The sequence below is a fragment of the Ralstonia pickettii genome (assembly GCF_000607165.1).
Lineage (GTDB): Bacteria > Pseudomonadota > Gammaproteobacteria > Burkholderiales > Burkholderiaceae > Ralstonia > Ralstonia holmesii.
The window spans coordinates 736,945-759,308 of record NZ_JFZG01000024.1 but is presented as its reverse complement, the minus strand read 5'-3'; the positions used below and the strand labels follow the sequence as shown (position 1 = coordinate 759,308).

Genomic DNA, 22,364 nt, shown 5'->3' with positions numbered 1-22,364 from the left:
CGAACCTGCACACCGAACGAGACCACTCAACATGCATGCGAACCTCATCACCCCAACACCTTCGGCGTACACGTATCCGCTGCTCGTCAAGCACTTGCTGACCAATGCGCAATGTCTCTACGGCGAACAGGAAATCACCTATCGCGGTGCGCTGCGCTACAGCTATCGCACGTTTCGGGAACACATCGGCCGGCTCGCGTCGGCACTGAGCACGCTGGCGGTCCAACATGGCTCGACCGTGGCCGTCATGGACTGGGACAGCCACCGCTACCTCGAGTGCTACTTTGGCGTGCCGATGATGGGCGCAACGCTGTTCACCGTGAACGTGCGGCTCTCTGCCCAGCAGATTCTCTACACGCTCAACGATGCACAGGCCGAGGTCGTGCTGGTACACGCCGACTTCGTGCCGCTGCTCGAAGAGATCTGGGACGGACTGACGAACGTGCGCCACGTTGTGGTGCTGGCCGACAACGCGCCCATGCCGCACACCACGCTGCCTGTGGCGGGCGAGTACGAGGCGCTGCTCGCCCACGCCTCGCCCGATTTTGCATTTGCCGACTTCGATGAACGCACGCGCGCCGCAACCTTCTACACGACCGGCACGACCGGTGACCCGAAGGGCGTGAGCTACAGCCACCGCGACATCGTGCTGCACACCATGGCGACTGCCACGACGTTGTGCGCACCGCGCGATGGCCAGCGCCTGCACCGCGAAGACGTGTACATGCCCATCACACCGATGTTCCACGTCCTGGCTTGGGGCATGCCGTACATCGCCGTCATGCTGGGCTTGAAGATCGTCCTGCCGGGGCGCTACGCGGCCGATCTTCTCCTCAAGCTGCACGAGACGGAGCGGGTCACCTTCTCGCATTGCGTGCCGACGCTGCTGCAGATGCTGCTGCAGGCGGCGGAAGGCGGCATGCACGATCTGTCGGGGTGGAAGGTCCTTATTGGCGGCTCGGCGTTGTCTCCGGCGCTCTGCGAGTCAGCGCTTGATCGCGGCATTGACGTATTTGCGGGTTATGGCATGTCGGAAACCGGCCCGGTGGTTGCGCTGGCGCAACTGCCGCCGGGCCGCAAGCCCGCAGACCGGCAGGAAGAGATCCGCATGCGCTGCGCCACGGGGCGCCCGGTGCCGCTGGCCGAGTTGCGCATCGTCGACGAGCATCTGCGCGATGTACCGCACGACGGCAAGCACCAGGGCGAGATCGTGCTGCGTACGCCGTACCTCACGCAGGGCTACTTCAACAAGCCGGCAGCATCAGAAGAGCTGTGGGCCGGTGGCTACCTGCACACGCAGGACATTGCCGTCATGACGCCCGATGGCTTTGTGCAGATCGTCGACCGCATCAAGGACGTGATCAAGACCGGCGGCGAGTGGGTGTCGTCCATTGAAGTGGAAAGCCTGATTGCCCAGGTGCCGGGCGTGCAGGAGAGCGCAGTAATTGGTGTGCGCGACGCGAAGTGGGGCGAACGGCCGATGGCGTTTGTCGTCGGCAAGCCGGGGGCACGCCTGAAGGCTGAGGCCATCCGCGATTGCCTGCTGGCACACGCTGAAGCCAAGCGCATCAGCAAATACGCCGTGCCGGAACTGGACCGTATCGCCTTCGTGGCGGAGATTCCGAAGACGAGCGTCGGCAAGATCAACAAGAAGGCCCTGCGAGAGAACGCGGCGTAACCCACACGCGCTCCACCGCCGGCCGCACCTGTGGCAGCCGGCGGCAGTGTCGTCAAACCATGCGGCGGATGCCGAACCGCTGCGCGCGGCGGCGCCACACGAGCGCGTAATACAGCCCCTGCATCACGAACATGGCAAGAAAGGTGGCCGGGTATGCAGCCCAGATGCCGTCGGTGCCGATGTGTCGGCTCAACACCCAGGCCACCGGCACTTCCACCGCCGCAATGGCCAGGATGGAAATGGCCGTGGGCGCCATCACCGTGCCGCTTGAGCGCATCACGCCCGAGAAGACGCTCGCCATGCCAAAGATGACCGAGCTCCACAGCGAGATATGCAGCAGGCTCTGGGCAAGGCTCATCACTTCCGTGTTCGTGGTGAACCAGCCGATGACAGCGCGCGAGAACAGCAACGCCATCACCACCAGCACGCCGGTAATGGCCACGTTGAGCCACAGCCCGGTGCGCGTGATGGCGTCAAGCCGCTCCGTATTGCCCGAGCCGATGGCCTGCGCCCCGAGGATGGACGCCGTAATCGCAATCGACATGGCGGGAAACTGCACGTAGCTGATGATCTGCGTGCCGGCGCCGTAAGCGGCCGTCGCGTCGGAGCCGAAGCCGTTGACGAATGACAGCAGCGCCAGCTCGGCAATCGAGATCACCACAAGCTGCACGCCCGTCGGCACGCCGATCTTCAGCACGGTTTTGAGCACCCCAAAATCGACCCACAGGTGCCGCGCCAACACGGCATCCGGCGCGAGCGGATGATTGCGCCGGCGCAGGAAGAAGGCGAGCCACACCAGCGCCACCGTGAACGAGATGATGGTGGCCACGGCGCCGCTTGCCACACCCAGTTGCGGCAAGCCGAACCAGCCGCGAATGAAGGTCGGTGTCAGCACCAGCCCGATCGACGTCGACAGCGCCAGGGTGCGCAGCGGCGTGCGCGTGTCGCCCACGCCGCGCATCATCGCTGTGGCAAGCAGGTAGACGAACAGCCCTGGCATGGCATAGAGCATGACGCTGGCGTAGAGCGTGGCGTCTTGCAGGATGTCGGCCGGCGTACCGAGCCAACCCAGCAGCGCGTTTGCAAACGGGCCGCCCAGCAGCGCCACAGCCAGCCCGACGATGAAGCCCACCGACAGCGTGGTCCCTGCAACGGTCTTGACCGCCTCGGGCTTCTTGGCGCCCCAGGCTTGCCCGATCAACACTGCCGCCCCCGACCCCAGCCCGATGATGAAGGCGATGAAGAAAAACAGGATCGGGAAGAATGCCGACACCGCAGCAAGCGCCTTCACGCCCAGCATGTGTCCGACATAGACGTTGTTGAGCGTGCCCGACAACGATTGCAGGATGTTGGCCAGGATCAGCGGGCCGAGGAATGCAATGAATGTTCGCCACAACGGGCGAGCAGCAGGCGCTGTCATGCAGCCTCCTGTTGAGGATGGAATGCCCGGCTCGCCAGTTCGCGCGCAAAGTCGCGCACGTCGGCGGGCCAGGATTGGGTCAGGGATTGGAACGCCATGGCATCTGCGGCAAACAAGGCGCGCGTGGCGTCTTCAAAGCCCGCGGCGTTGCCGGCCATGGCAGACATGAAGCGGTACGCCGCCTCTTGCGCAACGCGACGGCGGTCTGCGCCTTCGGCGGCGCGGCGGGCGTCTTCCACCAGCTTGCGCAGCGTAACCGACGCCCCGCCCGGCTGCGCGGCCAGCCAGTCCCAGTGGCGCGGCAGCAAGGTCACCTCGCGGGCAATCACGCCCAGCTTGGGGCGGCCAGGGCCACGCGGGCGGCTTTCGGATTCGGCGGGTTCAGCGGCAGATGGGGCGGCGCGATCGACGCGCGCAAGCACGTCTTCAACCGTGCCGCGCAAGTCGAACTCCACAGGGCGCGCACTGGTGTTGTCGAACACAAGCACCTGCGATTCGGGGTGCGCATCGAGGTGCGCCTTGACGGCGCGTGCGACATCTCGGACGGGACCGCCGGCCAGGCGTTGGGTGCCGGCAAACGCCGTGCACGCGTGGATTGCTGCGACATCCATGAGAAACGCTCCTGCTGAAGTTTCAACAGGAACGGATTCTACCCGGGTTTAATTGATTGTCAATATTACCCGGGCATAAAATCGGTGCAGCGCGTAACGTGACGCAGAGGTCATGCCGCCTGCTGCACGCGCGCCTCCACCAGCAGCCGTTTGAGTTCCGGCACGCACGACCCGCAATTGCCACCCGCCTTCAGGCAGGCCGTGATCTCGCCAGTCGATTGCAGGCCCTTGGTGCGGATGGCATCGCAGATCGTGTTGCGACCCACGCCAAAGCACGAGCAGACGGTTGGCCCCACGTCGACGCCCGCTTCGATCGGCTGGCCGAGCAGCACGCCCGCGCGATCGACGTCTTCCAGGCGCTCTTGCGCGAACAGGCCCGCGAGCCAGTTGCGCGACGGCAGGTCCGGACGCGGTGACAAAAACACGCAGGCTTCGATGCGGTCATCCACCACGTGCACGGCGCGGTAGACACGCGCGGTGGTGTCTTCGTATTCAAGCCAATCGGCATGTGGGTCGGTCACGCCCAGCAGCGCGCGCGCCCAATCGTGTACGGAGCCAAGATGCTGGCGGCCGGCAAGCTCATAGCGCACGAACTGCTTGCCTTGAATGCGCGTCCACCAAGTTGCGTCGTCGGTGTCGAGTGCGCGGCGCGAGAGGACAAAGCCGTGCCACGCCACATCGAACGGCTCGACCATCACCGGCGTGTGCTTGAACTCAGGCTCGCCCGACACCGGGTCGACAACCGGATTGACGACCGCGCCCACGCGCGCATCGGAAGCAAACTGGCCGTTCCAGTGGATCGGCACGAACACGCTGCCGCGCGCGATGCCGCCCGTCATGCGCACGCGTGCCACCACACTGCCCCAGCGCGATGACACACGCGCCAGGTTGCCTTCGCGCACGCCGGCCAGCAGCGCATCGTGCGGGTGCAGATCGACAAACGGTTCGGGCACGTGGTCCGCCAGCTTGGGCGCGCGGCCGGTGCGCGTCATGGTGTGCCATTGGTCGCGCACGCGGCCGGTGTTGAGGATGAGCGGATATTCGCCATCTGCCGCATGCGCGGGCGCACGGGCAGGCGTCGGCACGAAACGCGCGCGGCCATCGGGGTGAGCGAAACGGCCATCGCTGAAGAGGCGCGCTTCGCTGTTGCCCGACGTTGCGATGGGCCATTGCACCGGCGACATGCCGTTGTATGCATCGGTATCGAGCCCCGCGAGGCCGCCCAGATGGAAGGCGCGACGCGTGCCGCTCGCATCGTTGGCGTAGGCGGACAGGCGTGCGTGTTCATCAAACACATCGCCGGGGCTCTTGAAGTCGAAGCCGTCGTAACCCATGCGGCGGGCAACGTCGGCGATGATGTCCCAGTCGGCGCGTGCCTCGCCGGGTGCGGGCAGAAAGGCGCGCTGGCGCGAGATGCGGCGCTCGGAGTTCGTCACGGTGCCGTCTTTCTCGCCCCAGCCCAGCGCGGGCAGCAGGATGTCGGCCAGAACGGTGGTGTCGGTGGCTTCAACGATGTCGGAGGCAACGACGAGCTCGCACTTGGCCAACGCACGGCGCGCCTGGTCAGCATCGGGCAGGCTGACCACGGGGTTGGTCCCCATGATCCACACGGCCTTGATGCGCCCGTCTTCAATGGCGTTGAACAGATCGACCGCCTTGAGGCCCACCTTGTCGGCCATGCGCGGTGCGCCCCAGAACGTCTGCACGAGGTCCCGATGCGAAGGCTCGTTCAGTTCCATGTGCGCGGCCAACATGTTGGCAAGACCGCCCACTTCGCGCCCGCCCATCGCATTCGGTTGGCCGGTAATCGAAAACGGCCCCATGCCTGCGCGGCCGATGCGGCCCGTGAGCAGGTGGCAGTTGATGATGCTGTTGACCTTGTCCGTACCCGCCGTCGATTGGTTGACGCCCATCGAAAACGCGGTGATGGTGCGCTCGGTCTCGGCAAACCAGTTGTAGAACGTCAGCAGATCGTCGAGCTTGAGCTTGCAGGCCTTGGCAACGGCTTCGATGTCGTGGCTCTCGGTGCCGGCGGCTTCCAGGGCAGCGTCCGGGCCGTTGGTGTGCTGCGTGACGAAGTTGCGGTCAACCACACCGCGCCGCGAGAGGAACGACAGCAGGCCATTGAACAGCCACACATCGGTGCCGGGCTTGATGGGCAGATGCAGATCGGCCAGCTCGCACGTGGCCGTGTGGCGCGGGTCAACCACCACCACCTTCATCTCAGGCCGCGCTTCCTTGGCGCGCACGATGCGCTGGAACAGGATCGGGTGGCACCATGCCGTGTTGGAGCCCACCAGCACGACGAGGTCTGCCGTTTCCAGATCGTCGTAGCAGACCGGCACGAGGTCTTCGCCAAACGCGCGCTTGTGCCCGGCCACGGCCGACGACATGCACAGCCGCGAGTTGGTATCGATGTTGGCCGTGCCGATAAAGCCCTTCATCAGCTTGTTGGCGACGTAGTAGTCCTCGGTCAGCAACTGACCGGAGACGTAGAGCGCCACGGAATCCGGGCCGTGCTCTTCAGCGATGCGGCGAAAACCTTGCGCCACGGCATCGAGCGCGGTGTCCCACGAGACGCGTTGCAATGGCGCCGGCTTGGTGAGCTGCGCAGCATCCACATCATGCGAGCGATGGCGCATGGCCGGGTATAGCAGCCGCCCGTCCAGGCTGACGGTCTCGCCCAGCGCCGAGCCTTTCACGCACAGGCGCCCGGCGTTGGACGGATGCGTGGGATCGCCTTGAATGCCGACACTGCCATCCGCCTGCGGGGTCGCGAGCACGCCGCAGCCCACGCCGCAGTACGGGCAGGTGGTGCGCACCGTGTTGGCGGCGGTATCGACTGCCGGGTGGATGGGGATGGTCGTCATCGTCATGAGATGGCCTTGGGTGTCAGGCAGATCAGAGATCAGGCGGCTTCTGCTTCGCACAGCGCGCGGCCAAACAACAAGCGCTGGCGAATCGGTGTGATGGGGGTCTGGCGCTGGATCATGTCGAAGTACCACGGGCCATCGGCCACATCCCCGTACAGTACCGCGCCGACGATGCGGTCTTCCTTCAGCACAAGGCGTTTGTAGACGCCGCGGCGCGGGTCGCGCAGCACGATGTCTTCGGTGCCGTCGCCGCCGATGAAATCGCCAGCGGAATACAAGTCCACGCCCGTGACCTTCAGCTTGGTCGCCGTGGCCTGCTGGATATAGCGGCGGTGTCCGGCGCCAGCCAGGTGCGCGGCACACACACGGGCCTGGTCCCAGATCGGTGCAACGAGACCGAACGTTGCGCTGCGGTGCTGCACGCATTCGCCCACAGCGTAGATGCGCGGGTCGTAGGTCTGCAGCGTGTCGTCGACGATGATGGCGCGTTCGCAATGCAGGCCGGCGGCCTTGGCAAGCTCAATGTTCGGCCGTACGCCGGCAGTCATGACGACGAGGTCGGCGGGAATCTCAGTGCCGTCCTTGAAGCGGACCGTGGTCACGCGGTCGGTGCCAAGCAGCTCCGCCGTATGCGCGCCCAGCAGGAAGCGCAGGCCCTTGGCCTCCAGCGCCTTCTGCAACAGCTTGGCGGCCGGCTTGTCGAGCTGGCGCTCCATCAGGCTGTCGGGCAGGTGCACCACGGTCACGTCCATGCCCTGGCGCATCAGGCCGTTGGCGGCTTCCAGCCCAAGCAGGCCACCTCCGATGACGACCGCGTGCCGGTGATTGCGGGCCGCCTCCAGCATCGTCTCCACGTCTTGAATGTCGCGGAAGGCGATCACGCCCGGCAGCAGGTGCCCCGGCACCGGCAGGATGAACGGCCGCGAGCCGGTGGCGATCAGCAGGCGGTCGTAGCGCACCTCCACGCCGTCGCGCGAGCGCAGCGTGCGGCGGGGGCGGTCGATAGCGACCACCGGGTCGCCCGCATGCAGCGTGATGTGGTTCTCGTCGTACCACTCACGCGTGTTGAGCATGATGTCGTCAACCTGCTTCTCACCCGCCAGCACAGGCGAGAGCAGGATGCGGTTGTAGTTGCCGTGCGGCTCTTCGCCGAACACGGTCACGTCGTACAGGTCCGGCGCCAGCTTGAGCAACTCTTCGACCGTGCGCATGCCGGCCATGCCGTTGCCGATGACGACCAGCTTGGGGCGTACGGTCTTGGCGTTCATGCTGTCCTCTCCTGAAGGTTGTCGGTCATTTGATTCACTCAGTGCCGGCGGCCATCGGCATGCGCCGCCGTGTGTCTGCCCACTGCGCAGGGCAGCCGCTTACGGCTCATGCCGCTACCCAGACCTTGCCGTCTTCCACCTTGGTCGCGTAGGCATGCACGGAGTTGGCCGGCGCTTCCAGGCACTCGCCGGTGGTCAGGTCGAAATGCTGCTTGTAGATGGGCGAGGCGACGACAATGCGCTCGCCCAGGTTGCCGACCAGCCCGCGCGAGAGCACTGCGGCATCGGAGTTCGGATCGTAGTTGCCGATGGCGTACACGCTTTGCGGCGTGTTGCCGCCCACACGGAACACGGCAACCTGGTCGCCTTCCACCAGCGCGCAGACGCCGGTGTTGGGAACGATGTCGTCCAGGGCACAGATCGGGGTCCAACGGGATGCTTGCATGACGTCCTCCTCTTCCTCTATCCGCTCAAGCGGCTTCAGCAACAACAGGAATGCGCACGGGCCGCGTCTTGGCACGCTCTTCCACCGTGGCGGGGCGGATCTGGCCGCGCTCCTCAACGAACACGACGTTCGCGTCCTTCGCCTCGCTGTTGACGAAGTGACGGAAGCGCTTGCGCACCTCGGGGTTGGTCACGGCCGTCTTCCACTCGTCTTGATAGGTGTCGACCACGTGCTGCATGTCGGCTTCGAGTTCTGCGACGATGCCCAGCTTGTCGTTGATGACCACGTCCTTGAGGTAATCCAGGCCGCCTTCGAGGTTGTCGCGCCACGTGCTGGTGCGTTGCAGACGATCAGCCGTGCGCACGTAGAACATCAGGAAGCGGTCGACATACTTGATGAGCGTTTCCTGGTCCAGGTCTGCCGCCAGCAGTTCGGCATGACGAGGCTTCATGCCGCCGTTGCCGCACACGTACAGGTTCCAGCCTTTTTCGGTAGCGATGATGCCGACATCCTTGCCCTGCGCTTCGGCACATTCGCGCGTGCAGCCCGACACGCCAAACTTCAGCTTGTGCGGCGAGCGCAGGCCCTTGTAGCGGTTCTCCAGCGCCACCGCAAAGCCCACCGAATCGCCCACGCCATACCGGCACCATGTGGAGCCCACGCACGACTTCACCGTGCGCAGCGACTTGCCATAGGCATGGCCCGACTCGAAGCCGGCCGCAATCAGTTCTTCCCAGATCAGTGGCAACTGCTCCAGACGCGCGCCGAACAGGTCGACACGCTGGCCGCCGGTGATCTTGGTGTACAGGCCGTATTTCTTGGCGACCTGTCCTACGGCGATCAGGCCATCTGCCGTCACTTCGCCGCCCGCCATGCGCGGCACCACGGAGTACGTCCCATCCTTCTGGATGTTGGCGAGGAAGTAGTCGTTGGAATCCTGCAGGCCGGCGTGCTCTTCCTTGAGTACGAAGTCGTTCCAGCACGAGGCGAGGATGCTCGCAACGGCCGGCTTGCAGATGTCGCACCCCATGCCGCTGCCGTGCGCTTCCAGCAGCCCTTCGAACGACTGGATACGGCCCACGCGCACCAGGTGATACAACTCCTGGCGCGAATACGGAAAGTGCTCGCAGATATGGTTGTTGACGGCCAGGCCTTGCTTCTTCATCTCGGCCTTCATCACCTGCGTCATGAGCGGCACGCAGCCGCCGCACGAGGTGCCGGCCTTGGTCGCATCCTTGAGCGCGCCCACGGTGGTGGCGCCGGCGCACACGGCCTGGCACAGCGCGCCTTTCGATACGTCGTTGCACGAGCAGATCTGCGCGCTATCGGGCAGCGCATCCACGCCCAGTGCGGGGCGCGCATTGCCATCGGCCTGCGGCAGGATCAGGAATTCCGGCGCCTCGGGCAACTCGATGCGGTTGAGCATCATCTGCAGCAGCGTGCCGTATTCGGCCGCATCGCCCACCAGCACGCCGCCCAGCAGGTACTTGCCGTCTTCCGACACCACCAGTTTCTTGTAGATCTGCTTGCGCTCGTCGGTGAACTGCACGCTGCGGCTGCCCGGCGTGATGCCCTGCGCATCGCCCAGGCTGGCGACGTCCACACCCATCAGCTTGAGCTTGGTGCTCATGTCGGCGCCGCTGAACTCTGCCACATCGTCGGCCGCCAGGATCTGCTTGGCGGTGATGCGCGCCATCTCGTAGCCCGGCGCAACCAGGCCGTAGACCTTGCCGCCCCACAGCGCGCATTCGCCAATCGCGTACACGTCCGGCGCCGAGGTACGGCACTCGGAGTCGATCACGATGCCGCCGCGCTCGCCCACTTCCAGCCCGCAGGCGCGCGCCAGTTCATCGCGCGGGCGGATGCCAGCCGAGAAGACGACCATGTCGGCTTCCAGGTGCGTGCCATCGGCAAAGTTCAGACGGTGCGTCGCCGTTTCACCGTCGACGATCTCCGAGGTGTTCTTCTGCGTGTGAACGGTCACGCCCAGGTCTTCGATCTTCCGGCGCAGCATACGGCCGCCGCCGTCGTCCACCTGCATGGCCATCAGGCGGCCGGCAAACTCGACCACATGCGTTTGCAGGTTCATGTCACGCAGCGCCTTGGCGCATTCCAGGCCCAGCAGACCGCCACCGATGACAACACCGGTCTTGGCGCGCTGGCCACATTCGGCCATCGCTTCGAGGTCTTCGATGGTGCGATAGACGAAGCAGTCCTTGCGGTCCTTGCCCGGCACCGGCGGCACAAACGGCGACGAGCCCGAAGCGATGACCAGCTTGTCGTACGGCAGCACCTCGCCGGTGGAGGCCGTTACCGTTTTGGCAATGGTGTCGATGGCCGTGGCGCGAGCGTTGAGCTTGAGCACCACGTCATCGCGATCAAAGAAACCCGGGGCCACGAGCGAGAGATCTTCGGCCGTCTTGCCCGTGAAAAATTCCGACAAGTGCACGCGGTCATATGCGGGGCGCGGCTCTTCGCACAGCACCGTCACCTGAAGGTGATGGCCCGGTGTGTGCAGAAGGCTTTCCAGAAACTTGTGGCCCACCATTCCGTGGCCAATGACGACGATCTTCATGGTCATGGTGATGTCTCCTTGACTGCGTTAGGCGTTGGCGGCGGCGGCCAGCGTGTTGTCGTACAGCGCTTGCTCGCGCGCCTTGTGTTCTGGCGAGAAGCGCACGGCAATCGCGCAGATGGCAGACAGCGCCACAAACACGCCGAGCACCGACAACGTGGCTTGCGTGTCGGCCATACCCTTGAGCAGGAAGCCCGCCGCCACCGCGCCGGCGTTGCCGCCCGCGCCGATGATGCCGGCCACGCCGCCCAGGGCGCGGCGATCAATGAACGGCACCAGCGCATACGTGGCGCCGCATGCCATGTGGGTGAACAGGCCGAAGCCGAGCATGGCGAGAATGGCCACCGGCACGCTACCGGAATGGGCGAAACCGAACAGGCCCAGGCCCTCGCCCACCATCAGCACGCACAGCAGTTGAGTACGCGCATCCAGGCCACGCTTGGCTGCCACGCGGTCCGACACGATGCCGCCCAGCGCGCGTGCAAACAGCGCCAGCAGACCGAAGCTCGCCGCAGCCATGCCCGCCCCCGACAGCGACAGGCCAAAGTGATCGACGTAATAGGTGGCGGCGATGTTGTGGATGAAGATCTCCACGCCAAAGCACGCGCCGTAGGTGATGAACAGCAGCCACACGCGATAGTTGCCGGCGGCCGCCACGAAACTGCCCCAGCCGCCCTTCTTGCCGCCTTCGATGGTCTTGCCGGCGGCGCGCAGCGCGCTGAAGTTGCCTTCCGGGCAGTCCTGCGTATAACGCCAGTAGAGCGCCGCGACGATCAGCATCGCCACGCCCGGCACCACCATGGCGAGGCGCCAGCCCATGCTCTGCGTCACGCCCATCATCACGATGGCGGTCAGCAGCAGCGGCATCGTGCCTTGTGCCACACCGCCGCCCGCATTGCCCCAGCCTGCAGCCGCCGCGTTGGCCGTGCCCACCACGTTGGGCGCGAACATGACCGACGTGTGGTATTGCGTGATGACGAAGCTCGCGCCAATCGCGCCGATCGCCAGGCGGAAGAACAGGAAGGCCTCGTAGCTCTGTGCCAACGCCACGCCCAGTACCGGGAGGGCACCCAGCGCGAGCAGGCCGGTATAGGTCTTGCGCGGGCCGAAACGGTCGCACAGCGGGCCGACAATCAGCCGCACCAGGATCGTCACCGCCACCGCGGCGATGTTGATGTTGGCGATCTGGCCGGGCGTGAGGTGGAACTCGCCCTTGAGCACCGGCATGAGCGGCGCGCAGGCAAACCACGCGTAGAAACACACGAAGAACGCGAGCCACGTCAGATGGAAGGCGCGCATCTGCGGCGTACGCAGGCTGAACAGGTCGATTCGGGTGGCTTTGCCGGTCATGTTGAATCCCAATCAGGGGCCGAAAAAAAAGAAAGGCGTCCGAGAACCCGACTGCACTAGCCAGGGTCTGGGACGCCGTTGTCCAAGTAGCCCTGAGCACCAGGGCCTTCACCACGAAGAGCACGGATCGCCTTTGACCCGCGCAATGTTGCTATGCAACAGGTATGCCAGGCGCGCAAAGCCTTGTGTTATCGCGGTTTGCAGGAAATGAGCTCGAAATCGGCCGGTGCGCGTGCCTCATGCGCGAGCACTACATCGCACGGTTTCGGTGCAGATGCGATTCGGGATGGTGCGGCACAGCAAATGCGTCGGCGGCCGCCAGGGGCGACCGGCACGCCACGTGGAGGACTGCTTGGGAGGAAAGCGCCGGATCCGGTATCGGCGTCAGTAGCCGTGCGTCACGATCGACAGCACCGACAGATCCGGGTGCGTCCCGTCGACAATGCTGCGCGCCACGTGCACGGCTTCCTCCATGGCCTCTTCGGGGCTGCGGAAGGTGTCGTCCCCGTCGGCATGAAAGGGCACGACGTGACCAGGCAACTGCGGATCGGCGCCGGGGTGGCACACGTAGCCGGTGTAGGTGTAGCGCGTGGAGTTTGCCCGCGTCGGGCTTGGCACAACGTGGATCTCGAACCCTTCGTAGAGTTCTTGCGGTGCGGTGATGAGCTGGTCAGACATGGTGGCCTCGCTGGGTTAGCGTGTACCGGCCGCGCTGGTGCTTGTGGCGTGGCGCGACTGCCCTTGGTTCAACCAGTCTAGGTGATGAGGTGCATGTTGAAATCCGGCGGTTGGATGACATCCGCATCCACCGCCGTTCTTGGGTCTGGTGCTGCCTTGCGCTATGCGCGCTTGATCAGCCGAATGATGAACAGCAGGATCACCGCACCGATCACCGCCGTGATGATCGAGCCGATCCACCCGCCGCCCAGCGAGATGCCCAGCACCCCCGCCAGCCATCCGCCGATGAAGGCACCGACGATGCCGACCACGATGTCGACGAAGATGCCGAAACCACCACCCTTGACCAGGATGCCGGCCAGCCAACCCGCCACCGCGCCGATGATCAACCAGGCAATCAAACCGTGTGAGGCCATGTTCGCGCTCCAAAGAATGTGCGTTTTGAGGGACGTTACCGCACAGGCATAGTAGGCGAAGACAGCACAATCGCGATGTGGCGCTCACACGGTTTTTGCAATTGCATCGTGCTCAACGGAACACGTTGACCGCCTCCACCAGGCGCGTAGCCTGAATGCGCAGGCCCTCGGCCGCCGCCGCGCTCTGGCCGACCAGCGTGGCGTTCTCCTGCGTGACCTGATCCAGATGGTTGACCGCCTGGCTGACCTGCGTGATGCCGTCGGTCTGCTGCGCCGTTGCCAGGCTGATGTCGGCAATCATGGTCGAGACCTTTTTGACCTGCTCGACGATGTCGTCCATGGTCTTGCCGGCATCGTCCACCAGCCGCGAGCCCGATTCGACCTTGTCGACGCTGGTGCCGATCAGCTCCTTGATCTCCTTGGCTGCACCGGCGCTGCGCTGCGCAAGCGCACGCACCTCGCCCGCCACGACAGCAAAACCTCGCCCTTGTTCGCCGGCGCGCGCCGCCTCCACGGCCGCATTGAGCGCCAGGATGTTGGTCTGAAAGGCAATGCTGTCGATCACGCCGATGATGTCGGCAATCTGCTTGGCACTCTGCGTGATGGCGCTCATGGTGGCCACGACCTGCTCCATCGCACGGCCGCCATTGACCGCCGCCTGCGTAGCCACACTCGACAACGTGTTTGCCTGCCCAGCCGTTTCGGCATTGCTGGCCACCGTGGCGGTCATCTGCGTCATGGAGCTGGAGGTTTCTTCCAGGCTCGCGGCAGCCTGCTCGGTGCGGGTGTTGATGTCGCCGTTGCCCTTGGCGATCTCCTGGCTGGCCGATTGCACATTGATGACCTGCTCTGCCACGTCGTCGATCAACCAGCGGAACATCAGCCCGAGCTGGCTGATCGTGCGCAGCGTCATGCCGATCTCGTCCACGCGGTCTGCGATGGCGACTTTCCGGCTCTCGCCCGAGGCCACGCTCAGCGCAAGTTCCTGAAGCTTTTCAAGCGGCGTGGCGATCTGCACCTTCAATGACCACGAGGCCAGCGCCAGGGCCACGAGCAACGCACCGGCAAAACCGCCGAGCGCCGCACCGGAGAGGCCAAACGCCCACGCCGTGGCCAGCAACGCGGGCAGCAATGTAAGAAAAGTGAGCCGGATGCGCCAGCGCACCGGCATCACCTGAAACACCGAACGCCAGGCCATCAACCCAGTTCGCACGATCAGGCCCTTGTGAAACTTGCGGTTACCCGCCTGGCCGGCGCGGAAATCCTTATAGAGCGCCTCGGCCGCCGCGATTTCCTCGCGCGTGGGCTTGGTGCGTACCGACATATAGCCGCTGGCCCGTCCGTTACGCACCACGGGCGTGGCGTTGGCACGCACCCAATAATGGTCGCCGTTCTTGCGACGGTTCTTGACCAGCGCCGTCCATGGCTGCCCCGCCTTGAGCGTGGCCCACATATCGGCAAATGCCTCGGTTGGCATATCCGGGTGGCGCACGATGTTATGTGGCTGGCCTTCAATCTCTTCGCGGGAAAAGCCGCTCACCTCCACAAACGCTGCATTCGCATAGGCGATGTAGCTTTGGGTGTCGGTGGTCGACATGAGCGTGGCGTTGTCGGGGAACTCGTATTCGCGCTGGGTGACAGGTTCGTTGACACGCATGGGGGGGATCTCCTTTGATGATTTACTTCGCAACGGATTATCGGCACATAACTGGATTTATTAAGACCGAATACCCTTTTTTTGCGCTCACCAGATCCCAATCCGTTCGCTTGCCAGAGCAGATACTACGTCATGAAAATGATTCTTATCCGCTTTATCCTGCGCATTTACGGCAAGCAGCCGGAAACACCGCAGCACACAAAGCTCGTTAATACCTTATTCACATTAATTATCGGCGGCTCGATAAAATATAAAACGTAATAGCGAGACACCATACGTTTTCTTGTGAGCCCGTCTCACATCAGGCCCTTCCAGGGCCTGAGAGCCCCCATGCGCCCGGTCGCCTCTCAACGTGGTTGCTTCCGAGCCCGTAAGATTAAGCACTTGGCGAGCACAGTCTTACAGTGGGTGCTGCACAACCTCAAAGTTGCGGCCACCACCCGGCCACCGCCTCAAAGTTGTCGCGACAAGTCGGATGTCTTCGTTTTCGGGATGACCCTCACCCGGAGACACTGCCCCTGAGAAGTACAAAAAGCGCCCCTTCCTCTATCCGCTGCGACCGGAAGACATTGATAGAGAGCGGCGTTGTAGATGGATGGTCTCATCGCGCAATTTGAAGTCATTTCCGCGGTAGCGCACTGCGAAAACTAAAGACTGCGGCGGGACCGTCGATACTTCACATTGACCACCCGCGCCCCCAGATTCATGACCGAGACCGTACAAGTGGAAGGCATCGCTCCTTCCCGACCTGAGCTTTTTACTGCCGCAGCGGTTTCGGCGGCCATTGTTGCCTTGGCAGTTTTAGCCTTCAGCTACGCACGCGTCCTGCTGCCGGAAGTCAGGCCGTTCCTCCCTATCTTCCTCACGACGGTCGTCATCTTTGAAGGCTTGACCGGCTATCTTCTCCTGCAACGCGCCCGCTTGACGGGAGCCCCCTTCTACGGAGCACTTGCTGGCGCCTACGTGTTTGCTGCGGCCGGGGCCGCAGCGCAGCTCCCCACTTTTCCGGGCGTGTTTTCAGAAGGAGGCTTGCTCGGCGCCGGCGCCCAAACAGCCGTGTGGCTGTGGACGTTCTGGCATTCCGGCTATCCCCTTTTGGTGTTGCTAGCCGGACTGAGCCGAGGTCTCTATGCGCGCGCACAGCCGCAAACACGTATGTTCCCTGACGTTCAAGCTGTGCGCTGGGTCGGCCCAATCGCGGCGGCAGTCGTGGTGCCGCTTTCCATCTGGGGCACGAGCGTTTTGCCGCAACTCATTCAGGGCGGAACCTACGCAAACCTTGTTCACACTCTTGGCTTGCCCGTAATTGGCGCGAATGCCGCTGCCCTTGTCGGCTATGTCGTGCTGACCCGACTACGCCGCTCGGTGGATGTATGGGTTTGCGTGGCACTCGTGGCCAGCCTTGCTGACGCAGTACTGACCCTGCACGGCGGCGCGAGGTACACGTTAGGCTGGTATGCAGCCCGACTCCTGAGTGTTCTGTCATCGGGCGTGGTGCTCTCAATGTTGATTGCAGAAATCACTCGCCTGTACCGCGCGCTCATTACTGCCAATCGGCAACTCGAAAAACAGGCACTGCTGGATGGTTTGACGCAGATAGCGAACCGCCAAGCGTTTGACACGCGTTGGGAAACGGAATGGCGGCGGGCCGAACGAGATGGAACTCCGCTGTCGGTTCTGATGATCGACATTGACCACTTCAAACGAATTAACGATACCTTCGGCCATGGCCGCGGCGATGCCTATCTGGTGGCGGTCGCGAGCATCCTCTCAGGCGTCGCCACACAGCGTGGGAGCGACTTCGTTGCCCGGTATGGCGGTGAAGAATTTGTCGTGCTGCTCCCAAACACCGAGCGCTCCGGTGCGCAACAGGTTGCCGAGAGGGTACGCAGTGATGTAGAGGGTGCGGCCTTGCCTGCGCCGTCTGCGGGTCGCGTTGTGACGATCAGCATTGGAGTAGCGACCTACATTCCAACCGAGCGCGACGTGGTCGGCCAGACTTACCAAGGCACCGCCGCACGGGTTACAGCAGAGGTCCTCGCCCGAGCTGATATGGCGCTCTATGACGCCAAGCGCGCAGGCAGGAACGCCGTCGCCATTCGCTAGAGCGAACGCGCTTCACAGCACTTTCCGCATGGTGCGCGACCTTCAAGGGTAGCCGGCACGATATTCAGGGCCTGGCAGGCCGACATCGTTCCCCGCAAAGCGCGGCGCATTTCTCTACTTCACAGATAAGCGCACATGCTGCAGCGGGTGCAACACAGCGCTCCATCGCCGACGAAAGACAAACTTGGCAGCAGGATGCTCGTCGACCGCGCTGATTGCTGCTGGCACGTCGCAGATATCGCTACATTCGCGGGCCGCTTGAACGATGTGCGCCGTCACGCTCGGCAGCAGTGCGAGGCATTCGCATTCCTGCGCGCGCCCTAAAAACGAGCCGACACCTAGACACCAGGACGGGCTGCGCGCCCGGAAGAAAAGTCCTGCGCGAAAGACATGGCGTGAAAAGAAACGTTCGTCAGACGCTCTTTCTTCAGCACCTTCCGCAATTTTCTCGCCAGCCTTGGATTACGTCTGCCGGCTATCTGGCCGCGCGAGAACGCCCCGCGACAGCGCGTCACATCCCAAGTCCGGCAAGGGGGGCTAAACTTTCAGAAATTACTGAAAGTTGAGAAAGATCAAAACAATGCAACTCTCCCCCTTGAAACAGCGCTTCGTCCTGCATTTCGGCGAGATGGGCAGCCGCTGGGGCATCAACCGCACCGTCGGGCAGATCTACGCATTGCTCTACGCCGCGCGCGAGCCGATCAACGCGGACGAGATCGCCGAGGCGCTGGGCTTCTCCCGCTCGAACGTGAGCATCGGGCTGAAGGAGCTGGAGTCGTGGAAGCTCGTGCGGCTGTCGCACAAGCCGGGCGACCGGCGCGAATACTTCTCCGCCCCGGACGACGTTTGGACCATCTTCCGCACGCTGGCCGAGGAGCGCCGCAAGCGCGAGATCGACCCCACGCTCTCGCTGCTGCGCGACGTCATGCTCGAATCCCCGACCGATCCGGATGACCGCCACGCCCAGGCGCGCATGAAAGAGATGTACCAACTCATCACGCTCATGACCAACTGGTTTGACGACGTGCAGAAGCTCGACGCCGAATCGTTGCAGCAACTCATGAAGATGGGTGCCAAGGTGCACAAGCTGCTGGAGATGAAGAACAAGCTTGCCGTTGTCGTTGGCGGCAAATCGAAGTAGCCCGTATCAAGAAAAACCATGTCGCTCGATCCCGTTGTCCTGGCGCGCATCCAGTTTGGCGCCAACATCACGTTCCACATCCTCTTTCCCACCATCAGCATCGCGCTTGCATGGGTACTGCTCTTCTTCAAGCTGCGCTATCGCAAGACCGGTGACGAGGCCTGGATGGCCGCATATCGCCTTTGGGTGAAGGTCTTTGCATTGACGTTCGCGCTGGGCGTGGTGTCCGGCGTGACGATGAGCTTCCAGTTCGGCACGAACTGGCCAGGCTATATGAATACCGTCGGCAACATCGCCGGGCCGCTGCTGGCGTATGAAGTGCTGACTGCGTTCTTTCTGGAGGCCAGCTTTCTCGGGATCATGCTGTTCGGAACAGGCCGTGTGAGCCCGCGCATCCATACATTTGCGACGTTCCTCGTCGCGCTGGGCACGACCATCTCGGTGTTCTGGATCATCGCGCTCAACTCGTGGATGCAGACACCCGCCGGCTACGTGATGATCGACGGCCGCGCTCATCCGCAAAGCTGGCTGGCGATCATCTTCAACCCGTCGTTCCCGTATCGGTTCACGCACATGCTGCTGGCCTCGGGGCTGACGGTGTCGTTCCTGCTGGCGGGGGTATCGGCTTACCGCTGGCTGCGCAACGACCGCGGTGGCGATGTGCGTGCAGCGCTCAAGACAGGCGTGGTGCTCGCCGCCATGCTGATCCCGCTGCAGATTACCGCCGGTGACGCGCACGGTCTCAACACGCTGGAGCATCAACCGGCCAAGCTGGCCGCGATGGAAGGCATCTGGCAAACCGAACGTGGCGTGCCCGCCGTGCTGTTTGGCATCCCGGATGCGGCTTCGCGCAGCAACCGCTACGAGATCGCGGTGCCGAAGTTGGCGTCGCTGTATCTCACGCACTCGCTCGACGGCGAGGTGCGGGGGCTCGATCAGTTCGACCAGCACCCGCCCGTGCTGCCGGTGTTCTTCGCCTTCCGCCTGATGGTGGGCGTGGGGCTGCTGATGCTGGCGGTGTCGTGGACCAGCACTTGGCGCCTCCGCCGCAATGGTGAACTGCCGAACTGGCTGGCACGCGCCCTCGTCGCCATGACGTTCTCCGGCTGGGTGGCCGTGGTGGCCGGCTGGTACGTTACCGAGATCGGCCGGCAACCGTGGCTCGTCTATGGCGTGCTGACCACCGCGCAAGCTGCGTCGTCCGTGCCCGCGCGGATGATCGGCAGCACGCTGGCGATGTATCTCGCGCTATACGCGTTCCTCATCGCCTCGTATGTTGGCGTGGTCTTCTATTTGGCTCGCAAGGCCGGGGGCGCCATCGATCCGACGGATGCCGACATCCCCGCCAAGCACACCTCCCAACTTTCTGCGCCCGTCGCGAGCCACGCATGAGCACCATTCCTGACCTCACCCAACCTGCCGGCTGGCTGCCGGTGGTCTTCATGGCCCTGATGGGAATTGCCGTGCTCGCCTACGTCGTGCTCGACGGCTACGACCTGGGCGTCGGCATCCTGCTGCGCCGCGCGGACGACGCCGAGAAAGACACCATGATCGCCTCCATCGGCCCGTTCTGGGACGCCAACGAAACCTGGCTCGTGCTCGGGGTCGGACTGCTGCTGGTGGCGTTTCCGGCCGCGCATGGCGAGATTCTGGGCGCGTTGTATTTGCCGGTGGCGCTGATGCTGTTCGGCCTCATCCTGCGCGGGGTGGCCTTCGACTTTCGCGTCAAGGCGCGCGCGCACCACAAGCCGTGGTGGAACCGCGCGTTCTATGCCGGCTCCGTCATCGCCACCGCTGCGCAGGGCCTGATGCTGGGGCTGTACATCACGGGCTTCCAGTACGACGCGGCCAACGTCATCTTTGCGATCTGCACGGCGGGCGGCCTGATTGCCGGCTACCTGCTGCTGGGCGCCACGTGGCTCATCATGAAGACGGAAGGTGCGCTGCAATTGCGCGCGGTACAGTGGGCACGCGGCAGCCTGTGGTTCACTGCGCTAGGCGTGGCTGCGGTGTCGCTGGCAACGCCGTGGGTCAGTACGCGCGTGTTCGACAAATGGTTTGCGCTGCCGAACATCATCCTGCTGGCGCCCGTGCCGCTGGTGACGATCGTGCTGTTCCTGCTGATCGACTGGGTACTGCGCCGCCTGCCACAGCAGATTGCCAAGGGTGACGAACACCTGATCTGGGCGCCGTTCGTCGGCACCGGCGCCATCTTCCTGCTGGCCTTCAATGGCCTGGCTTACAGCCTCTTTCCGTATCTTGTGGTGGACAGGCTCGACATCTGGCAGGCCGCCAGCGCGCCGGAATCGCTCGAGTTCATGCTGGTGGGCGTGGCCATCGTGCTGCCGACCATCGTTGGCTACACGATCTATTCGTACAAAGTGTTCCACGGCAAGGCGACGGAGCTGCGTTACTACTGAGCACGCCGCCCGCATGCGGCATTGACCGGACTGCGGGCGGACGTTTAGGCTGGCGCGCTCACCCACACGCATGCACACGCCATGATCACCTGCCACGTCCGCTACATCATCAACCCGGCACGGCTCGCTGAATTCGAAGCCTACGGAAAGATGTGGATCCCGCTGGTCGAGAAATTCGGCGGCCAGCACCACGGCTACTTCCTCCCGTCGGAAGGGGCCAACAACGTCGCGCTGACACTGTTTTCGTTCCCGAGTCTGGCGGCTTACGAGGTCTACCGCGAACGCGCGAAGACCGACCCCGATTGCATGGCGGCCATCCGCTACGCCGAGGAAACCGGCTGCATCGTCAGCTACGAGCGCAGCTTCTTCCGCCCCGTGCTTTCTTGACGCTCGCCTAGCCCTGCGGCCTGCGCTGCGACAGCACCCAAAGCATCGCCCCCACGGCTTCTGCCTGGGAGCGCGTGCAGGTCTTCTCGAAGATGGCCCGCAGTTGCGAGCGCACGGTCGACATGGCGACGTTGGCGTCGGCCGCATATTCGTCGGGTGTCTTGCCGGCGATCAGCGCTTCGCCCACCGCCGCCTCTGCCGCTGACAGACCGAACGCCTGGCGCAACTGCATGGCTGTCACCGGTGCGGCATCGCCCTTGCGCCGGGCCGTAACCAGCATGGCGGCATCGCCAAACGCGGCCTGCGCGGCATTGACGGGCAATTGCGAAATACCGAGAAATATCTCGTGTGGCGCCCCGAGCGCCGGCCGCACGGCAAAGCTCTCGCCCTTGCGTGACTTCGTCACCCGCGCCAGTGCGGCTTGCAGACCGTCGTTGTCGGCAGCAAACGCCGCAGCCAATCGGCCATGCTCCAGCCGCAGGCAAGTCGATGCGCGCAGCAACGCTTCGGCTTGCGCATTGGCAAACAGCACGCGCTGGTCTCGCCCGAGCGCGAATACGGCCAGGCCAAGCTGCTCCATCAATTCGGCGCCGAGTGCTGCATCGCGATGCAGCACGCGTGTATCCCGCCAGAGGTTGATCGTGCGCTGCAGGTGGTCGGTCATGCCGGCCGCGTTGAAGCGATCCTGGTCGGAAAATGGCGTCCGGCCGTGTGCTCGCAACATACCGAGCAGGATGTCGCTGCTGCCGGGACGCTCCAAGCGCACGCCCATCAGGTAACGGAAGCCCGCCGGAATCTGATAGTCCTGGAAGAATTCGCTGCGCTCAACATACGCATCGGACAGGTGATCCTGGCAGAAGGCAAACTCGCGCACGCCCGCACGTTCGACAAAACTGCGGCGGGGGTCCAATGCGCCGTAGTACCTGTCATACAGTCCGATGGTGTCGTCCAGTCCCCGCTTCGGGGAGTAGACCGAAAGCTGAGGCGCATTGCGCACGGCATCCCAACTGAACATGTGGAACAGGTCGGCACCAAGCGATTCGGTCACGCCCTGGAACACGTCCAGAAACCCTTCCTGCGTTACCGCAGCTTCGTACAGATCACCAATAAGCTGGTCTTTGAGCACGCGTCCCTCCCCCGAAGGATGGCTGTCTGGCCTTGGCGCCCGCCATGCTCACTCGGTGAGAGCCAAGTGGCTGCGGTCATGTTATGCGCGCAAACGTAACACGTGTGTGCGTTGCTCAACATCGTTCTTTTGGCGACGCTTTCCTCCAAATGAATGATGCGGGCGCGTGGTGCCCCCTTTGAGAATCTCCGTGCCGAATAACGGCGCCGCATG

The 22,364-nt window shown here is 63.9% G+C and carries 17 protein-coding genes; 6 read left to right on the top strand and 11 right to left on the bottom strand.

All coding sequences use genetic code 11. From position 1 onward, the window contains the following. Window positions 1-31: 31 nt before the first annotated feature. Entirely contained in the window at window positions 32-1,678 is a 1,647-nt protein-coding gene (locus tag BG83_RS0121015; RefSeq protein ID WP_024978568.1) for a fatty acid--CoA ligase, read from the top strand. Window positions 1,679-1,730: 52 nt separating this feature from the next. Here BG83_RS0121015 and BG83_RS0121010 read toward each other — a convergent pair whose 3' ends face one another. From BG83_RS0121010 to BG83_RS0120965, 10 genes are all read right to left on the bottom strand, one after another. Further along, entirely contained in the window at window positions 1,731-3,098 is a 1,368-nt protein-coding gene (locus BG83_RS0121010) for an MATE family efflux transporter (protein WP_024978567.1), read from the bottom strand. Further along, window positions 3,095-3,709, bottom strand: a complete 615-nt coding sequence (locus BG83_RS0121005) for a DUF2239 family protein (RefSeq protein WP_024978566.1) — start codon at window positions 3,707-3,709, stop codon at window positions 3,095-3,097. Before BG83_RS0121005 ends, BG83_RS0121010 begins: the two co-directional genes overlap by 4 nt. 110 nt (window positions 3,710-3,819) lie before the next feature. Further along, window positions 3,820-6,585 carry a nitrate reductase gene (locus BG83_RS0121000; RefSeq protein ID WP_024978565.1) on the bottom strand — a complete coding sequence of 922 codons (2,766 nt, stop codon included), beginning with the start codon at window positions 6,583-6,585 and terminating at the stop codon, window positions 3,820-3,822. A 32-nt stretch (window positions 6,586-6,617) separates the two neighbouring features. Continuing rightward, entirely contained in the window at window positions 6,618-7,850 is a 1,233-nt protein-coding gene (locus BG83_RS0120995; protein WP_024978564.1) for an NAD(P)/FAD-dependent oxidoreductase, read from the bottom strand. 106 nt (window positions 7,851-7,956) lie between these two features. Then, a complete protein-coding gene (nirD, locus tag BG83_RS0120990; RefSeq protein WP_024978563.1) occupies window positions 7,957-8,295 on the bottom strand; it encodes a nitrite reductase small subunit NirD in 339 nt (112 codons plus the stop codon). A 25-nt stretch (window positions 8,296-8,320) separates the two neighbouring features. Further along, the gene (nirB, locus tag BG83_RS0120985) at window positions 8,321-10,876 is read right to left on the bottom strand and encodes a nitrite reductase large subunit NirB (protein WP_024978562.1); all 2,556 of its coding nucleotides are present in this window, start codon (window positions 10,874-10,876) and stop codon (window positions 8,321-8,323) included. 21 nt (window positions 10,877-10,897) lie between these two features. Then, the gene (locus BG83_RS0120980; RefSeq protein ID WP_024978561.1) at window positions 10,898-12,220 is read right to left on the bottom strand and encodes an MFS transporter; all 1,323 of its coding nucleotides are present in this window, start codon (window positions 12,218-12,220) and stop codon (window positions 10,898-10,900) included. Window positions 12,221-12,604: 384 nt separating this feature from the next. Continuing rightward, window positions 12,605-12,898 carry a hypothetical protein gene (locus tag BG83_RS0120975; RefSeq protein ID WP_024978560.1) on the bottom strand — a complete coding sequence of 98 codons (294 nt, stop codon included), beginning with the start codon at window positions 12,896-12,898 and terminating at the stop codon, window positions 12,605-12,607. Window positions 12,899-13,059: 161 nt separating this feature from the next. Then, on the bottom strand, window positions 13,060-13,314 hold the full coding sequence (locus tag BG83_RS0120970; RefSeq protein WP_004627540.1) for a GlsB/YeaQ/YmgE family stress response membrane protein: 255 nt from the start codon (window positions 13,312-13,314) through the stop codon (window positions 13,060-13,062). Window positions 13,315-13,426: 112 nt separating this feature from the next. Further along, entirely contained in the window at window positions 13,427-14,971 is a 1,545-nt protein-coding gene (locus tag BG83_RS0120965) for a PAS domain-containing methyl-accepting chemotaxis protein (RefSeq protein WP_024978559.1), read from the bottom strand. 705 nt (window positions 14,972-15,676) lie between these two features. On the opposite strand from BG83_RS0120965, the gene BG83_RS0120955 reads away from it, so the two are divergent. The 5 genes from BG83_RS0120955 to BG83_RS0120935 all read left to right on the top strand — a co-directional run bounded on the left by BG83_RS0120955 (window position 15,677) and on the right by BG83_RS0120935 (window position 21,025). Then, a complete protein-coding gene (locus BG83_RS0120955) occupies window positions 15,677-17,077 on the top strand; it encodes a GGDEF domain-containing protein (RefSeq protein WP_024978558.1) in 1,401 nt (466 codons plus the stop codon). Between the two features lie 580 nt (window positions 17,078-17,657). Next, complete coding sequence (locus tag BG83_RS0120950; RefSeq protein WP_024978557.1) at window positions 17,658-18,218, top strand: GbsR/MarR family transcriptional regulator; 561 nt, start codon at window positions 17,658-17,660, stop codon at window positions 18,216-18,218. 18 nt (window positions 18,219-18,236) lie between these two features. Further along, window positions 18,237-19,610 (top strand): cytochrome ubiquinol oxidase subunit I, encoded by a 1,374-nt coding sequence (locus BG83_RS0120945; RefSeq protein WP_024978556.1) that lies wholly within the window; start codon window positions 18,237-18,239, stop codon window positions 19,608-19,610. Continuing rightward, window positions 19,607-20,638 carry a cytochrome d ubiquinol oxidase subunit II gene (locus BG83_RS0120940; RefSeq protein ID WP_024978555.1) on the top strand — a complete coding sequence of 344 codons (1,032 nt, stop codon included), beginning with the start codon at window positions 19,607-19,609 and terminating at the stop codon, window positions 20,636-20,638. The genes BG83_RS0120945 and BG83_RS0120940 overlap by 4 nt, the downstream gene beginning before the upstream one ends. 81 nt (window positions 20,639-20,719) lie before the next feature. Continuing rightward, window positions 20,720-21,025, top strand: coding sequence for an NIPSNAP family protein (locus BG83_RS0120935; RefSeq protein WP_024978554.1), 306 nt, complete (start codon window positions 20,720-20,722; stop codon window positions 21,023-21,025). Window positions 21,026-21,032: 7 nt separating this feature from the next. Here BG83_RS0120935 and BG83_RS0120930 read toward each other — a convergent pair whose 3' ends face one another. Further along, entirely contained in the window at window positions 21,033-22,151 is a 1,119-nt protein-coding gene (locus tag BG83_RS0120930) for a helix-turn-helix transcriptional regulator (RefSeq protein ID WP_024978553.1), read from the bottom strand. Window positions 22,152-22,364: the final 213 nt, after the last annotated feature.

Coding starts and splice junctions, on each gene's coding strand:
- BG83_RS0120965 (WP_024978559.1), bottom strand. CDS start 14,971: ATGCGTGTCAACGAACCTGTCACCCAGCGCGAATACGAGTTCCCCGAC.
- BG83_RS0121015 (WP_024978568.1), top strand. CDS start 32: ATGCATGCGAACCTCATCACCCCAACACCTTCGGCGTACACGTATCCG.
- BG83_RS0120970 (WP_004627540.1), bottom strand. CDS start 13,314: ATGGCCTCACACGGTTTGATTGCCTGGTTGATCATCGGCGCGGTGGCG.
- nirD (WP_024978563.1), bottom strand. CDS start 8,295: ATGCAAGCATCCCGTTGGACCCCGATCTGTGCCCTGGACGACATCGTT.
- BG83_RS0120945 (WP_024978556.1), top strand. CDS start 18,237: ATGTCGCTCGATCCCGTTGTCCTGGCGCGCATCCAGTTTGGCGCCAAC.
- BG83_RS0121000 (WP_024978565.1), bottom strand. CDS start 6,585: ATGACGATGACGACCATCCCCATCCACCCGGCAGTCGATACCGCCGCC.
- BG83_RS0120955 (WP_024978558.1), top strand. CDS start 15,677: ATGACCGAGACCGTACAAGTGGAAGGCATCGCTCCTTCCCGACCTGAG.
- BG83_RS0121010 (WP_024978567.1), bottom strand. CDS start 3,098: ATGACAGCGCCTGCTGCTCGCCCGTTGTGGCGAACATTCATTGCATTC.
- BG83_RS0120950 (WP_024978557.1), top strand. CDS start 17,658: ATGCAACTCTCCCCCTTGAAACAGCGCTTCGTCCTGCATTTCGGCGAG.
- BG83_RS0120975 (WP_024978560.1), bottom strand. CDS start 12,898: ATGTCTGACCAGCTCATCACCGCACCGCAAGAACTCTACGAAGGGTTC.
- BG83_RS0120980 (WP_024978561.1), bottom strand. CDS start 12,220: ATGACCGGCAAAGCCACCCGAATCGACCTGTTCAGCCTGCGTACGCCG.
- nirB (WP_024978562.1), bottom strand. CDS start 10,876: ATGACCATGAAGATCGTCGTCATTGGCCACGGAATGGTGGGCCACAAG.
- BG83_RS0120935 (WP_024978554.1), top strand. CDS start 20,720: ATGATCACCTGCCACGTCCGCTACATCATCAACCCGGCACGGCTCGCT.
- BG83_RS0120995 (WP_024978564.1), bottom strand. CDS start 7,850: ATGAACGCCAAGACCGTACGCCCCAAGCTGGTCGTCATCGGCAACGGC.
- BG83_RS0121005 (WP_024978566.1), bottom strand. CDS start 3,709: ATGGATGTCGCAGCAATCCACGCGTGCACGGCGTTTGCCGGCACCCAA.
- BG83_RS0120940 (WP_024978555.1), top strand. CDS start 19,607: ATGAGCACCATTCCTGACCTCACCCAACCTGCCGGCTGGCTGCCGGTG.